A 16,835-nucleotide genomic window follows, 5' to 3' on the forward strand; every position below is an offset into this window, starting at 1 on the left:
GTCTCCCAGCCGCCCTCCCGTAATACCTCCTCGCCGCAGCGCCCTGTCATGTCAGGCAGGTTGCACGCACCCCCGAACATTCCCGTCCTTGAGCGCCTCGTGCTCCCGAGGTTTTTTCCTTTGCCTGTCACCCGTGGCTGCGACTGTCAGTGCCATGGCCGAGCCGCACCGGGCTTCTGGAATGCGCCCGACCGGCCATGACCCGCTCGACAGCGAACCATCCACGTCCAGACACGATGAAAGGAGCTTCCTCATGTTCAAGCGCAACGTTCTCGCTGTTTCCCTGGCCGTCGCCGGCCTGTGTTCCGCCCAGGCCATGGCGGCCGTCGTCGGTGGCGGTGCCACCCTGCCGCAGAACCTGTACAACACCGCCACCGTGCTGCCGTCCGGCTTCAACGCCTACATCGGCGTGGGCAGCGGCGCCGGCAAGGCTGCCGTGCTGAACAACGACGCCACCAAGCTCAACCTGCCCAGCGGCACCACCGTCGACTACGCCGGCAGTGACTCCGTACTGAGCGCCGCCGAACTGTCGGCCTACAAGAATGCCCACCAGTCCCCGACCGTGCCCGTCACCGATGCCAACAACTGGGGCCCGCTGGTACAGATCCCCTCGGCGGCCACCTCGGTCACCATTCCCTACAAGAAAGCCGGCGTCACCTCGCTGAACCTGACCAGCGCCCAGCTGTGCGGCATCTTCTCCGGCAGCATCACTGACTGGAACCAGATCAGCAGCGCCTCCGGCCCGATCACCGTGGTCTACCGTGGCACCAGCAGCGGCACCTCCGAGATCTTCACCCGCCACCTGAACAGCCAGTGTTCAGGCCAGTTCGGCGTCAGCAGCACCTTCACCAGCGCCGCCCTCGGCGGTGTGCCGGCCGGTGCCGTGGCCGTGAGTGGCAGCGCCCAGATGGCCAGCACCGTGGCCGCCACCGATGGCGCCATCGGCTACGTCGGCCCGGAGGACGTGGACGCCACCAACCCCGCCGTGGTCGCCAAGGTCAACGGCAACCTGCCCACCGTGGGCAACGTTACCATCGCCCTGAGCAACGCCCTTCCGCCGTCCACCGCAGCTGACCGCGCCGATCCCGCCAATTGGGTCCCGGTTCTGGCCAACCCCGCCACCGGCTACAGCATCGTCGGCTACACCAACCTGGTGTTCAGCCAGTGCTACAAGGACAGCGCTGACGCCACCGCCATCCGCACCTTCCTCAACCGCCACTACGGCCTGAACGCCAGCAGCAACAACGATGACGAGATCGTCGCCAACAAGCTGATCCCGCTCACCACCGCCTGGAAGAACGCCATCCGTACCACCTTCGCTACCACGAGCAGCTCTCTGGCTATCGGCAACACCAGCGCCTGCAACGGCATCGGCCGTCCGCTCTAAGCCCCTCGCGGGTTCACCCCAGGAACCGGCAATGGCCTCGCGCCATTGCCGGTTTTGCATGTCAGGCGCCGGTAGGCCCCGTGAACTTTGCGTGACAAAAGTTCGGTCGCCCGCTGCGCCGACGGCCTTGGGGGTAACAGCCATGGCGCGCCCTTCGGGGCGCTGCGCCTCCACCCGAACAAGGACCCGTCGTGATGCGTTCCCAGCCCAAGTCGTCCGTCACCTGCACCGCCCGCCGCGAACACCCCCTCCTGCTCAAGCCACTGGCCCAGGCCATCGCCCTGATGCTGCTGGCTGGCGGTGCCCAGGCCGCGCCGGCCTTCAGTGCCGGCTGGTTCGCCGAGAAGGGCGCCGCCCAGGCCGCCGGAGCCGCCCGGCCGGGGACCGTGCAGCCGGGTTCGCCACCGCCGCTGGCGCAGCAGCAGCAGGTGCAGCAGCGCCTGGGCCGCTCCTTCGCCAACCTCAACAACACCGTGGCCGCCATCGCCGCGGCCCAGGCAGCCCAGGCCGCCGGACGCGCGGCCGCCAGCGGCGCCCCGCAGACCCTGCACAACGGTCTCGGAGGCAACGGCCTCAACGTGGTGGTGGGGCCCGATGGCAAGCCGCTGTTCATCAACGCCGAGGCGCCGGTGCAGACCGACGCCAACGGCAAGGTGCTGGTGTCCATCAAGCAGACTGCCGACAAGGCCATCCTCAACTGGGAGACCTTCAACGTCGGCCGCGACACCACCCTGGCCTTCCAGCAGGAGGCCAGCTGGGCGCTGCTGAACAAGGTGGGCAACAGCACCGCGCCCAGCCAGATCCAGGGCCAGATCAAGGCCGACGGCACGGTGATGATCCTGAACAGCAACGGGGTGGTGTTCAGCGGCACCAGCCAGGTCAACGTGCGCAACCTGGTGGCTGCCGCTACTGGCTTCAGCGACGAGCAGTTCCGCAGCGGCGGCCTCTATAACGGCAGCAACCCGAGCTTCACCAACGCCCAGGGCAATATCCGCGTGGAGCAGGGGGCGCAACTGAGCACGGCGGCGCCCAGCACCTCCACCTCCGGGGGCGGCTACGTGCTGCTGCTGGGCAAGGAGGTGGACAACGCCGGCAGCATCAGCACGCCCAAGGGCCAGGTGCTGATGGCGGCCGGGGACAGCTTCGTGATCCGCAAGGGCTATGGCAGCGACGGCAGCCCCACCTCCACCACCCGTGGCAACGAAGTGAGCGCCAGCGGCAGCGGCCGGGTGCTCAACCGGGGCGTGCTGCTGGCCGCCAGCGGCGATGTCAGCCTGGTGGGCAACCAGGTGCAGCAGAGCGGCGTGGCCCTGGCCAGCACCTCCGCAGACGCCCGTGGCACCGTGCACCTCACCGCCAGCGGCGCCAATGGCCAGGTGACCCTGGGCGAGGGCAGCACCACCGCGATCCTCCTCGATGCCAGCGCCACCGCCCTCGACAGCCAGCGCGATGCCCTGCTGGCACCGGCCCTCAAGCAGGACGGCGACGTGGTGAACGGCGACGTCTTCCGCCGCGACCTGTCCCTGGTGCAGATCGACAGCAGCGGCAGCGTGGACTTCCAGAAGGGCTCCATCACCCTGGCCACCGGTGGCCAGGTGGCGACCCAGGCTGCCCAGCGCAGCCTGGTGCGCGACGGCGCCGTGATCGACGTCTCCGGCGCCACCGGCGTGCAGGTGGCCATGTCGGCCAACAGCGTCAAGGTCAACCTGCAGGGCAACGAGCAGCGCGACGCCTCGGTCAACCGCGACAAGGGCGCGCTGAACAACAGCGACGTCTGGGTGGATGTGCGCGAGCTGGTGCGGGTGCCGGCCGGGACCAACGGCTACGCCACCGACCGCTGGTACACCGCCGGCGGCCTGCTGGAGGTCAGCGGCTACCTCGGCACCCAGGGCCACAGCGTGGCCGAATGGATGGCCCTGGGCGGCACCGTCAGCTTCACCGGCGGCGAAGTGGTGACCCAGTCCGGTTCGCAGATCAACCTTTCCGGCGGCACCCTCGACGTCCAGGGCGGCAGCGTCCGGCAGACCTGGCTGAAGGGCGCCGACGGGCGCCTGTACGAACTCTCCAGCGCCCCGGGCGACATCCTCTACACCGGCATCTACCGGGGCTACGAGGACCACAGCCAGCGCTGGGGCCGCACCGACTACTACTACGACCCGCTGATCGCCCCGCGCGAGCGCCAGGAGGCCGGCTACACCGTGGGCCGCGACGCCGGCAGTCTGGTCATCGGCACCCGCAACGCGGTGCTTGAGGGCACCCTGGCCAGCGACACCTACCAGGGCGCCCGGCAGACCCAGGCGGCCCAGGCCGGCCTCGACGGCTACCGCCAGTCGCAGAAGGCGGCCGCGCGCGGTGGCCAACTGGTGGTGGGCACCTACGCCCCCCTGTACGTGAAGAGCAGCGGCACCCTGGAGCCCGTACTGGGTGCCAGTGCCAACACCCTGAAGCAGGTGGTGTTCGGCCAGGGCGCCGAACGCATCGCCGACGGGCTCGACCTGACCGCCGCCCTGCCGGCGGGACGCCAGGGCACCCTGTACCTGGACAGCGCCCAGCTCAACGGCTTCAACCTCGGGGCCATCAAGGTGGCGGCCAGCGAGGGCATCCGGGTCGACAGCGCGCTGCAGGTGGCGCCGGCCGGCAACGTGACCCTCTACGGCCCGCAGGTGGAGGTGAACGCCGACATCACCGTCCGTGGCGGCAGCCTCCAGCTGGGCAACGTGCTCAACCAGATGACCGCCCTGGGGCGTGCCGATACCGTGCTCACCCCCACCAGCGGCAGTGCCTCGGTACGCGTGGGGGCGGGTGTGCGCCTCGATGCCAGCGGGTTGTGGAGCAACCTGCTGCGCGAGCCCGACGACACCCGCGCGCTGCCCTACCTCAATGGCGGCAGCGTGTCCCTGCGCAGCAGCGGCAACACCCTGCTGGAAGCCGGCAGCACGGTGGATGTCAGCTCCGGCGCGGCGCTGCTCGCCAACGGCAGGCTGCAGGGCGGCAAGGGCGGCCACGTCACCCTGGCGGCCAGTGCCGGCAACCGGGGCGACAGTGGCGTGCTGAGCCTGGGCGGCGCCCTGCGGGGCGAAGGCGTCAAGGGCGGTGGCACCCTCAGCCTGCAGGCCGCTCGGGTGCTGATCGCCGACAACGCCCCGTCGGCGGCGGCCGGCACCCTGGTGCTGCGTGGGAACTTCTTCGACAAGGGTTTCTCCGCCTACGAGGTGAGGGGTAACCGGGGCCTGGAGGTGGCCGAGGGCACACGCGTCGAGGTGACCCAGCCGCTGTACCGCCAGGCCAGCGGCGCGGGCAACCTGGCCACCGGCGGTGCCCTGTCCGAGGCCCTGGAGCGCTGGTTGCCCCCCCTTTACCAGGAGGATGCCGGCCAGGGCGTGCTGACCCAGCGCCAGGGGGCCAGCCTCTCGCTGCAGGCTGGCAGCCCGGAGACCGCCGCCGCCGACATCGCCAGCACGGCGCTGGTGGTGAAGCAGGGGGCTCTGCTGCATGTCGACCCTGGCCAGGCCATCCGCCTGGCCGGGATCGGCCAGGTCACGGTGGACGGCACCCTGGAGGCCTGGGGCGGGCGCATCAGCATCCTCGGCCTGGGGAGCAACGGTGAGGTCCAGTCCGCACGGCCGCTGGAAACCTACCATTCCCTCTGGATCGGCGATCACGCCCGGTTGGACGCAGCCTCCCGTGCCGTCAGCGCGGTGGACGCCCGAGGCAACCGCTACGGCCAGGTGCGCCAGGGGGGCAGCATCGTCATCGGCGGGGAAATCGACGCCAACCGGGGKGACCTGACGGCCAGCGATGCCTTCGTGGTGGTGCGCCAGGGCGCGCGCCTCGATGCCTCCGGCAGCCAGGCGTGGCTCGACCTGCCCGGCCAGGGCCCGCTAAGGGTGGCCAGCCAGGGCGGCAGCATTGCCTTGGCATCCACCAGCGGTTTGTACCTGGATGGGCAGCTCCGCGCTGCCGCCGGCGGCGAGGGGGTGGCAGGGGGCAGCCTCTCGGTGGCCCTTGGCGCGCCCAACTACCTGACCGGCGACCCCCGGGCCACTGATGCCGTGCGCCAGGCCCGGGAACTGGTGGTGGCCCAGCAGCAGGCGGCTCCCCTGGCCGAGGGGGCGGGCCCCGAGCAGGGGGCGTCGAGGCTGCGCTATGGCCAGGGCCGGCTGGCGGTGAGCCAGGTGGAGCAGGGCGGGTTCGACAACCTGGCGCTGCTCAGCACCGGGCTGCTGAGCTTCGATGGCAACGTGCGCCTGAACCTGGCCAATGCCCTCAGCCTGTATGCCGGAGCCTACGGCCTGGCCGAGTCCGCCGCGGCGGACAGCCGGGTCGAGTTGAGCAGCCACTACCTGCGGCTGGCCGGGGCCAGGCCGGCTGCATCTGTGGGACCAAGCGAAACCAAAACAGCGATCGACATGGGCACCTCGGTACGCCCTGCCACTGGCCAGTGGCTGCTCAGTGCCCGTGGCCTGCTGGACGTGCGCGACAAGGTGAACCTGGGGGCGCGCGGCAGCATCCGCCTGCTGCAGGGGCGCGAGCAGGTGGTGGACCGCCGTGCCTTCGCCCAGGTGCAACTGGACAGCCTGGGTGACCTGCGGCTGCTGGCGAGCCCGAGCAGCATAGCCAACGCCATGAGCCTGACGCTGCCCGGCGACCTGCGCATCACAGCAGCCCAGGTCTACCCCGGCACCGGGGTCAAGGCCTTGGTGCAGGCCACGCGCATCGACATTGGCCGCCCGGTTGGCGCGATCCCGGCGCAGCCCCTGTCGGCCTTTGGCGAGTTGAGGCTGCAGGCCGACGTGGTCAACCAGGGGGGCGTCCTGCGGGCGCCATTGGGCAGCCTGGAGGTCGGTTATGGCGGCAACAGCCCGCGGCCCGCCAGCCGGGTGAACCTGCTGCCCGGCAGCCTGACCTCGGTGAGCGGTGCGGGCCTGGTGATTCCCTATGGCGGTACCGTGGACGGCAAGACCTGGCTCTACGACGGCGTGGCCCTCTCCACCACCCTGCTGAAGGAGGGGCAGAACAACATGCCCGGCAAGGTGGACCTGATCGGGCAGGCCATCGACGTGGCCGAGGGCGCCGTGGTGGATGTGTCCGGCGGCGGGGTGGTGCTCGGTGCCGGGTTCGTCGCCGGTCGCGGCGGCTCCACCGACGCCCGTTTCAACCCGCTGGTGCAATACGGCCCGGACGGCTTCCTGCTGCCGGCCCTGAGCAGCAACCCGGTGTACGCCATCGTGCCCGGCGTCCAGCCGGGTTTCGCCCCCGGCAATGGCGAGGCCGGGGCCGTGGCACCGCTGGTGGGCCAGCAGATCACCGTCGGCGCTGGCGTGCCGGGGCTACCGGCGGGCACCTACACCCTGCTGCCATCCACCTACGCCTTGCTGCCGGGGGCCTTCCGCGTGGAGGTCAATGGCCTGGCGGGGCAGGGCGGTGCCCTCATCACCCAGGCCATGCGCAACGGCTCCTGGTCCACCGCCGGCACCCTGGGCCTGGCCAGCGGCGCCCGCGACAGCCTGGCCAGCCAGGTGATCCTCACCCCGGCCGACGTGCTGCGCCGCTACTCCCAGTACAACGAGACCACTCTCAGCCAGTACCTGCTGGCCGATGCCGCGCGGCTGGGCATCCCCGCCGCGCTGATGCCGCGGGACGCCAAGGCCTTCAACCTGAATTTCTCGCGCAGCGACGGCAGCCAGCCCAGCTTCCGCTTCGCCGGAACCCTGCTGAAGGGCCGTGAGGAGGGCGGACGGGGCAGCATCACCGCCATCGACGCGACATTCGGCAGCCACCTGGAAATCGTCAAGGCCGGCACCGGGGCCAACGCCGGCTTTACCGGCATCTCCCTGAACGATGCCGACCTCAACGCCATCGGTGCCGGCAGCCTCTTCATCGGTGGTCTTGGCCGTACGGTCTACGGCCAGGGCGGCAATTTCATCCAGCTGGGTAGCACTAATGGGGCCAACGTGCGCAGCGTGACCCTGCGCAGCGGCGCGACCCTGCGGGCGCCGGAGGTCATGCTGATCAGCTCCGGCACGACGGGGGGCATCACCGTGGAGCAGGGCGCCAGCATCAACACCCTGGGCCTGGGGGCTGCCCCGCGGGACTCCCGCGACGGTTACCTGTACAAGCCGGGGCGCAATAGCGTGCTGGCGGTTTCCAACGGCTACCTCAGCCTGCTGGCCCCGGATGTACCCAACCCCCAGTTACCGAATGCGGCGCCCGGGCCCATCCGCATCGGTGTCTGCGACGGCACATGCAGCGGCACCACCGGGCTCTATTCCGACGGCACCATCGCCACGGCCACCGACAACCGCTTCGAGTTGAGCGATGCGGTGCGCTACGGCACCCGCAACCTGACCCTGGCAGTGGGCGGTATCAACGTCGGCAGCGCCGAGGTGCTGGCCGACCTGGCCAGCCGCAACCGCCTGCCCAACGGGCTGACCCTCAACCAGGCGGTGCTGGACCGCCTGCTGCGTGGCGATGCCCAGGTCGGCGCGCCCGCGCTGGAGACCCTGGTGCTGGGCGCGCGGGATTCGCTGAACTTCTTCGGCGACGCCAGCCTGGACACCTACGGTGCCGACGGCCGCTCGCGGTTCAAGGAGCTGGTGCTGACCACCCCGGCTATCTACGGCCAGGGCGAGGCGGGTGCGCGTGCACAGATCCGCACCGCCAACCTGGTGTGGAACGGTGCCCACAACGAGGCCGGAGCCATCATCGCCGGCGGTGCCGGCAGCGGCGCGGGCAGCCTGCTGATCGACGCCGAGCGCATCGAGTTCGGCTACCTGCCGGACAGCCAGCCCAGTGCCACCCCGATCCGCGACCGGCTGGCCGTGGGCTTCGCCAACGTCGAGCTGAACGCCCGCGAGCGCATCACCGCCAACCACAAGGGCGGCCTGGCGGTGTACCAGCGGCAGGACGGCTACACCCCGGGCCAGGGCTTCCAGTACAGCGGCGGGCAACTGACCCTGCGCACCCCGGTGCTGACCGGCGGGGCCGGCTCGGTGAACCGCCTCAGCGCAGGTGGCGACATCCGCATCAGCGCTCCGGCCGGTTCCACGGTGCCGACCATCGGGGGCGATGCCCTGGGGGCGGAGCTGTCCCTTCGCGGGCGCAACCTGTACCTGGAGGGCGCGGTGGTGCTGCCCAGCGGCAAGCTGACCCTGGCGGCCGAGGAGCAGCTGAGCCTCGGCGATGGTGCCCGCATCGACCTGGCCGGGCGCAAGGTCACCTTCAACGAGGTGAACAAGTACAGCTGGGGCGGCGACCTGATCCTGGAGAGCCGCCACGGCGACATCCGCCAGGCGGCCGGTGCACTGATCGACCTGTCCGCGGTCAACAACCAGGCCGGCAGCCTCAAGGCCACCGCCCTGGCGGCCGGCGCCGGCACGGTGGCCCTGGAAGGGCGCATCCTCGGTGGCAGCAGCGGGGAATACGACGCTGGCGGTACCTGGATGCCGTACAAGGCCGGCAGCCTGGAGGTACACGCCCAGCGGCTCGGCGCGGGCAACCTCAGCGACGATTTCGCCGCGCTCAACCAGCGCCTCAACCAGGGCCAGGTGTTCGGCGCTCGCAGCTTCCAGCTCAAGCAGGGCGACCTGGTGATCGGCGATGGCCTCAAGGCCGGAGAGATCAGCGTGTCGCTGGACGGCGGGCACCTCACGGTGAACGGCACCGTGGACGCCAGCGGCGAGCGGGTAGGGGCCATCCGCCTGGCCGGCAAGCAGGGGCTCACCCTCGGCAGCGGCGCGCGGCTGGACGCCCATGGCAACCGCCTGAGGGTGGACAGCTACGGCGGGATCATCGATGCGCCCAACCGGGCCACGGTGGAACTGAGCGCCGTCGATGGCCAACTGACCCTGGCCAGCGGCGCCCGCATCGACCTGCGCCACGGCACCGCCGCCAGCAGCGGCCACGATGGCCAAGCACGGGGCACCCTGGAGCTGAATGCTCCCCGGCTCGGCGGTGCCAGCGCTGGTGACATCGCCATCGATGCCAGCGGCCCCCTGGACATCCAGGGCGCCAGCCTGATCGCCGTGAACGGCGTGCAGCGCTACGACGATGCCCGCGACGGCAGCGACCCGGCCGCTAGCGGCCGGCCCTACCAGGTCATCGACCAGGCCTACCTGGACCAGAAGCACGCCGAGAGCCTGGCCTTCATCGACCACGCCCTGGCCAACGGTGCGCTGCTCAACGGCAAGCTGGCCGGCCTGAACAACGCCGCCTATGCCGATGCCTTCCACCTGCGGCCCGGGGTGGAGCTGGTCAGCCGGACGCCCGGTGGCGACCTGGTGGTGCAGGGTGACCTGGACCTGTCCGGCTACCGCTACGCCAGCCTCAATCCGCACACCCCCAGGACCGCCGCTGCGGGCTCGGGGGAGGTGGGGCACCTGGTGATCCGCGCTGGGGGCGACCTGAGCGTGCTGGGCAGCATCAACGACGGCTTCCTCGCACCGCCGGCCACCCAGGACGACGACGGCTGGGTGCTGCTGCCCGGCAAGCAGCCGTTCAACGGGGATGTGGTGGTGCCCCGTGGCGGCATCGAACTGCAGGATGGCACCGCCTTCCCCGCCGGCACGGTGCTCAACTACGACCTGCCGATCAAGGCCATGACCCTGGCTGCCGGTACCCGCCTGCCGGCGGACGCGCGGTTGAACGGCCCGCTGCTGCTGGCGGCCGGTACGGTGCTGGCGGCGGAGGTGCGCAACGCCGACGGCAGCCTGGCCTACGCGGCCGGCACCCGCCTGGCCGAGGCCGTCACCCTGGCCCAGGGCATGGTCCTGGGGGCGGGGACCTGGCTGCCGGGGGACACCCCGGTAACGGCCATGACCTGGCCGAAGGGTGTGCCGCTGCCGAGCAACGCGCCCAGCACTATTGTCGGTGCGCCGGACAGGGTGGTGCAGGCAGGGAACCTGGTGCTGGCCCTGGGGGCGCTGATCCCGGCGGGCACCGATGTGAAGCTCGCCGCCGGGGTGGAGAAGGTCAACCTGCGAGGCGGTGACGGCAAGGGACGCAATTGGGCCGTGGCGCAGATGCTGCCCGAAGGCTCGCAGTCCTGGTCGCTGCGGGCCGTGGCCGGTGCCGACCTGCAGGCCGCCGACAGCCGCCTGGTCGACCCCTATGCCGAGCACGGCGAACTGCGCCTGGCCGACACTCACTATGGCTATCTGGCGAAAGCCATATCGACCCGCCTCCTCACGGCGGAGGGTGCACTGGCGTGGTATGGCGATGAGAGCTTTGCCGGCAAGCCGGTAGCCGAGGCCATGGCTGAATACGGTGTTGATGACGAATTGATTATCTGCTCCGAGGTGTACATGTGCACCGAGGGGTCTGGTATGGAGTACAACTACGCCCTGGGCAGCAGCCGCTTCAGCGTGCTGCGCACCGGCACCGGGGACCTGGACCTGGTGAGCGCCGGGGACTTCAACCTGCACTCCCTGTACGGCCTCTATACGGCCGGTACCTCTTCGCTGGGGCTGTCGCAGTCCGCGGCCTACAACCAGGCACGCGGTGTGGCCGTTAATCCAGGCAATGGAGCGCTGGTCGATACCGTGCTGGGCAAAAACGGAGGTGTCTACGAGACCCTGGTGGACGGCGGGGCCAGCAGTCTCTACCGCGCCTGGTACCCGGAGCGGGGCGGCAACCTGTCGCTGACGGTGGGCGGTGACCTGACCGGCGACCTGATCGGACGGCCGGAGAGCGGAGGCGGGGACACTCAGCAGCCGGAAGGCAGCGCAGTCCGCAACTGGCTGTGGCGCCAGGGCGGCGGGCTGGACGTTGCATCCACCGTGCCCAGCGCCTGGTGGATCAACTTCGGCACCTATGTGCCGTTCAACAGCGGTAAGGATGTGGCCCTGGCCGGCTTCACCGGCTTCGGCACCCTGGGCGGCGGCAACCTCGACGTACGCGTGGCCGGGGATGCCGGCCTGCAGGCGCCCCGAGGAATCATGAAGAGCGACCTCGCCAGTCGCAGCCAGGGCCTGGTGCTGGCCGTGGGCTCCACCGGGCGCCTGGTGGACGGCCACCTGGTCACCACCGGCGGTGGCGACCTGAACCTGGTGGTGGGCGGCGCGCTCAACCCCGACCTGGAGGCCCGAGGGTTCCAGGATGATGCCAAGCTGCCCATCAAGCAGCGGCACGACCTCAATGGCAGCCTGGTCAACCTGCGGGGAAGCCTGCGCGCCAGTGCGGCCTCCTATGGCGGCATCGACACGATCACCGGGCCGGAAGCGCGCAACCATGACGCCCGGGAAAGCCGCGCCTACGACCCTTTCACCGCCACCAAGGCCTCCGCTAACGGCGGGCTGGTGCTGGTACCGGGGGACGCCACGGTGAGCCTCAATGCCCGGGGCGACCTGGTGCTGGGGGGGGTGAGCGACGCCGGGCGCAGCCAGGCCCTGGGCGGCCAGGCCGTGGATCTGGCCGGCACCCGCAGCAGCGGCTTCGCCTGGTTCAGCCTATGGACAGACCATACCGCCATCGACCTGTTCGCCGCCGGTGGCAATCTGACACCCTCGACCCAACTGGGGGAAACGGGCTCCTACACCGGTGGTCTCAGTTTGCGTTCCGGTATGGATTACTCCGCTACTGACGGGCGCTTCGTCTACCCCTCGGTCCTGCGGGCGGTGGCTCCGGCTGGCAGCCTCTACTACGGGCCATCGGCGCAGGGCGCGGTTGGCATGGACGCTCAGGTGGTCGTCAACTCCCTGCTACTGGCCCCGGGGCGCCAGGCCCAGTTGGAGTTGCTGGCCGGAAACTCCATCTATGCCGGGGGTTATGCCCTTTCGCCGAGCAACGCCCCCCAGGACCACCTGGCCACGCCCTTCAAGCCGGGCTTCTACTACCTCGATGCGTCAGGCGCCAGCCATGGCGACCTGGGCTGGAGCGGCAACCCCGGGCGCAGCCTGTTCGCCTTCGGTGGCACCGGGGTCGAAGGCGCCTACCGTGGTGCCGACCAGCCGACGCGCATCTACGCCCTGCGGGGTGACATCGTCGGGGTGCGCACGGGCGAGATCCTGCGGTTCTCGAGCGATCTCCGGGCCGGTGAAACCTGGTACGAGGGCGCACGCCCGACCCGCCTCATGGCCGGGCGCGACATCGTCAACAGCGGGCAGGTGGTCGGTCTGCCAGGCCCGAGCAATATCGAAGGTACTGCGCAGACCACCGGCAACCTGTTCGTCCACGACGCCCCCACCGACGTCTCGGTGGTGTCCGCCGGGCGCGACATCCTCTTCAGCAGCTTCAACGTTGCCGGGCCCGGCACCCTGGAGATCACTGCCGGTCGCCAGCTGCGCCTGGAAGACCAGGCCACGCTGAACAGCCTGGGAGCCATCGTGCCCGGCGACCAGCGCCCGGGCGCCGACATCGCCCTGCAAGCCGGTGCCGGCAGCGGCCCGGACTACCTGGCCTTCGCCCTGCGTTACCTGGACCCGGCCAACCGCCTCGCCCCCGGCGCCAGCCTGGGTGCGGGTGGCGTCGCGCAGACCTACGAAGCCGAGCTGGCGGCCTGGCTGGCCGAGCGCTTCGGCTTCAGCGGCAGCCGCGAGCAGGCGCTGGCCTACTTCACCGCACTGGCGCCGGAGCAGCAGCGGATCTTTGCCCGCCAGCTGTACTTCGCCGAGCTGCGCGCAGGCGGGCGCGAATACAACGATGCCGGCAGCCCGCGTTTCGGCAGCTACCTGCGCGGTCGCAATGCCATCGCCGCGTTGTTCCCCAGCCATGACGTGGCCGGCAACCCGATCCGCTACGAGGGCGACATCACCCTCTATGGCGGTGCCGGGGTGCGCACCCTGTTCGGGGGCGGCATCCAGATGCTCACGCCGGGCGGGCAGCAGGTGTTCGGCATCGAGGGCGAGGCGCCGCCGGCCTCGGCCGGTGTCATCACCCAGGGGGCCGGGGATATCCAGCTGTTCGCCGAGGGCAGCGTGCTGCTGGGCCAGAGCCGCATCATGACCACCTTCGGTGGCGACATCCTGGCCTGGTCCGCCCGGGGCGACATCAACGCCGGACGCGGCTCCAAGACCACCCTGGTGTACACGCCACCCCGTCGCGTCTACGACGCCTGGGGCAACGTCACCCTGTCGCCCAGCGTGCCCAGCACCGGTGCCGGCATCGCCACCTTGGCGCCCATCCCCGAGGTACCGCCGGGCGACATGGACCTGCTGGCGCCGCTGGGCACCATCGACGCGGGGGAGGCCGGCATCCGCGTCTCCGGCAACGTCAACATCGCCGCGCTGCAGGTGATCAACGCCGCCAACATCCAGGTGCAGGGCAAATCCAGCGGGATACCGGTGGTGGCCTCGGTCAACACCGGAGCCCTGGCCTCGGCCAGCTCGGCGGCCAGCTCCGCCAGCGGTGCCGCCGAAGAGGCCGCGCGGGGCCAGCAGCGCGCCGCCCGCGAACGCCAGCCGTCCATCGTCACGGTGCAGGTACTGGGCTTCGGCAACGAACGCCTGCAAGGCGGCGAAGAAGCCCGCGCCCCGGCACCGACCGGCTACGACGCCAACCGCAGCGTGCAGGTACTCGGCGCCGGCCCGCTGGACGAACAGGCCCGCAGCCGCCTGACCGAGGAGGAACAGCGCAACCTCACGCTTTGATCCCTTCCCCGGCCGCCCTTCGGGGCGGCACTTCTTTCCCGAGGGCGGCAGGCGACTGCCGCTCTTTTTTCTGCGTTTCGGAAATTTCCCTACGTTCAGGGAACATCAGCGCTGATTTTCTGGTTTGCCTCTTTGACTAGAATCCGCCGCCCTGACCGGACCTACCAAACTACTGACGAGTGATTCGCATTTGGTCGGGAAAGGGCTTGAGCAAAGTCGCTGGCGCCATAAAAATATCGCCCCGATGTCGAGATGCCACTATCCAAGGAAGGTCGTCATGCGCATGCAGCCGTTTGCAGTCGGCTTCTGCCTGCTGTTGTTTCCTGTTTTCCAAGTCTTTGCCGCCGATCCCGTGGTGCCGTCCCCCGGCGACCGCGACCTGATCCGCGACCGCCAGGAGCGGCTGCTGGAAGAGCAGCGCAAGCGCCTGCAGGAACTGCAGCAACTGCCCGGCCGTGCCGAGCCGGTGGCGCCCAGCCAGCCCCAGGCACAGGGCCCGTGCTTCGACATCCAGCGCATCCGCCTGCAGGGCGTGCACCTGATCAGCGAGGTGCGCCAGCGCGAACTGCTCAAGCCCTTCGAACACCAGTGCCTGGACAGCGGGCGCCTCAACGACCTGCTCAAGGCCATCACCCAGCACTACATCGACCGCGGCTACGTCACCTCCCGTGCCTACCTGCCGCAGCAGGACCTGGCCGACGGTGAACTGGACGTCATCGTCGTCGAAGGTCGCCTGGAGGGCGTGGAAGGCTCGGCGATCGCCAGCGACCGCGAACTGGCCCTGGCCTCCCCGGCGCAGACCGGCGAGCCGCTGGACCTGCGGGAGCTGGAGCAACTGGTGGAACAGATCAACCGCCTGCCCTCGCGCCCCGCCGAACTGGAACTGRTGCCCGGCAGCGACGTGGGCGGCAGCCGCGTCCAGCTCAAGGGCGAGCCCGGCAAACCCTGGCGGGTCGGCTTCAACCGCCACAACGACGGCCAGCGCAGCACCGGCGAACAGCAGTGGGGCGCCAGCCTGGAATGGGACAGCCCCCTGGGCCTGGCTGACCAGCTCAGCCTGCGCGCCGGCGGCGACGCCGTCAGCGACCGCTGGCGCCACTCCGCCAACCAGAGCTTCGCCTACAGCCTGCCGTATGGCTGGTGGAGCTTCAGCTACGCCTACAGCCAGAGCTACTACCGCATGCGCACCCAAGGGCAGGGCTTCCCCTTCGTCTATGACGGCGAAAGCAAGACCCACCAACTGCGCGCCGATCGCGTCCTGCACCGCGACAGCGTCAGCAAGACCGGCCTCAGCCTCGGCCTCGCCCACCTGGAAACCCGCAACTACGTCGAAAACACCCTGCTGGGCGAGTCCAGCCCACGCATCACCGAAACCCAGCTGGGCTTCAACCACGGCCGCCGGCTCGGCAGCGCCTTCGTCAACCTCGACCTCGGCTGGCAACAGGGCATCGGCGCCCTGGACGCCAAGAACAGTCGCATCGACGGCAAGAGCGGCACCAACGCCCGCTACGACAAATACAGCCTCACCGCCAGCTACCTGCAGCCCTTCCAGCTGCTCGGGGAAAACCTCAGCTTCGACAGCCTCATCAACTACCAGCGCAGCGAAGACGAACTCAACAGCCCCCAGCGCATCAGCATCGGCGGCCTCAGCTCGGTGCGCGGCTTCAAGGACCAATCCCTGTCCGGCAACAGCGGCGGCTACTGGCGCAACCAACTGCGCTGGACCCGCCCCGTGGACTGGGCACCCTTGCAGCCCTTCGTACGCCAGTACGGCCTCGCCTTCGCCTACGACCTGGGCCAGATCCAGGGCGACCGCAACAACGCCCGCAGCCATGGCCGCCTGAGCGGCAACGCCCTCGAATTCAGCGCCCGCGGCCCGAACCTGGCCGTCTCGCTCACCTTCGCGCGGTCCCTGGAGCGCCCTGACGTCATCGAACGCCAGGAGCACCCGATCTACGCCCGCATCGACCTGTTCTACTGATTTCGCGTCACCCGGAGCCCCACCTCATGGACGTTCGCAGCCCCTTCTTCCAGAACATCGCCACCGTGCTCATCGGCGTCATGTTCCTCAACCCCATCGTCAGCACCGCCGCCGACCTCGCCGTGGACGCCGCCGCCGGCGGCAACACCAGYMTYGGCGCCGCCGCCAACGGCGTACCCGTGGTCAACATCGCCACGCCCAACGGCAAYGGCCTGTCGCACAACAAATTCAGCGACTACAACGTCGGCGAACAGGGGCTCATCCTCAACAACGCCACCAACAAACTGCARAGCACCCARCTGGGCGGCTACATCCTCGGCAACCCCAACCTCAACGGGCGYGCCGCCGGCGTCATCCTCAACGAAGTCACCGGCACCAACCCCAGCCAGCTCAAGGGCTACACCGAAGTGGCCGGGCAGGGCGCCCACGTCATCGTCGCCAACCCCCACGGCATCACCTGCGACGGCTGCGGCTTCATCAACACCCCCCGCGCCACCCTCAGCACCGGCGCCCCCGTGGTCGAGAACGGCGCCCTCAARCGCTACGACGTCGACGGCGGACAGATCCGCATCGAAGGGCAGGGGCTCAACGCCAGCAACGTCGACCAGTTCGAACTGATCACCCGCAGCGCCCAGATCAACGCCGAACTGCACGCCCGGCAACTGGCAATGGTCACCGGCCGCAACGACGTCGACGCCACCACCCTCGCCGCCACCGCCAAGGCCGACGACGGCACCGACAAACCCCAACTGGCCATCGACAGCAGCGCCCTGGGCGGCATGTACGCCGGCGCCATCCGCCTCGTCGGCACCGAACAGGGCGTCGGCGTCAAACTGGCCGGCGACATGGCCGCCAGCGGCGGCGACATCCAGATCGACGCCAA

4 protein-coding genes are annotated in these 16,835 nt (G+C 69.9%); all 4 read left to right on the forward strand.

Translation table 11 applies throughout. The annotated features are described in order from the left end of the window. The first annotated feature begins 253 nt into the window (after positions 1-253). A complete protein-coding gene (locus tag SZ55_RS22215; protein WP_044411811.1) occupies positions 254-1,387 on the forward strand; it encodes a substrate-binding domain-containing protein in 1,134 nt (377 codons plus the stop codon). A 194-nt stretch (positions 1,388-1,581) separates the two neighbouring features. Then, a complete protein-coding gene (locus SZ55_RS22220; RefSeq protein ID WP_044411813.1) occupies positions 1,582-13,971 on the forward strand; it encodes a filamentous haemagglutinin family protein in 12,390 nt (4,129 codons plus the stop codon). 277 nt (positions 13,972-14,248) lie between these two features. Continuing rightward, positions 14,249-15,952: a ShlB/FhaC/HecB family hemolysin secretion/activation protein gene (locus tag SZ55_RS22225; RefSeq protein WP_442963709.1), complete on the forward strand. Its 1,704-nt coding sequence runs from the start codon at positions 14,249-14,251 to the stop codon at positions 15,950-15,952. A gap of 26 nt (positions 15,953-15,978) precedes the next feature. Continuing rightward, a partial coding sequence (locus tag SZ55_RS22230; protein ID WP_044411816.1) for a filamentous hemagglutinin N-terminal domain-containing protein occupies positions 15,979-16,835 on the forward strand: 857 nt, incomplete at its 3' end.

It is taken from the genome of Pseudomonas sp. FeS53a (genome assembly GCF_000931385.1).
Lineage (GTDB): Bacteria > Pseudomonadota > Gammaproteobacteria > Pseudomonadales > Pseudomonadaceae > Metapseudomonas > Metapseudomonas otitidis.

What these genes read in the sequence shown, in the direction of transcription:
- SZ55_RS22215 (WP_044411811.1), top strand. Translation starts at nt 254, where the DNA reads ATGTTCAAGCGCAACGTTCTCGCTGTTTCCCTGGCCGTCGCCGGCCTG.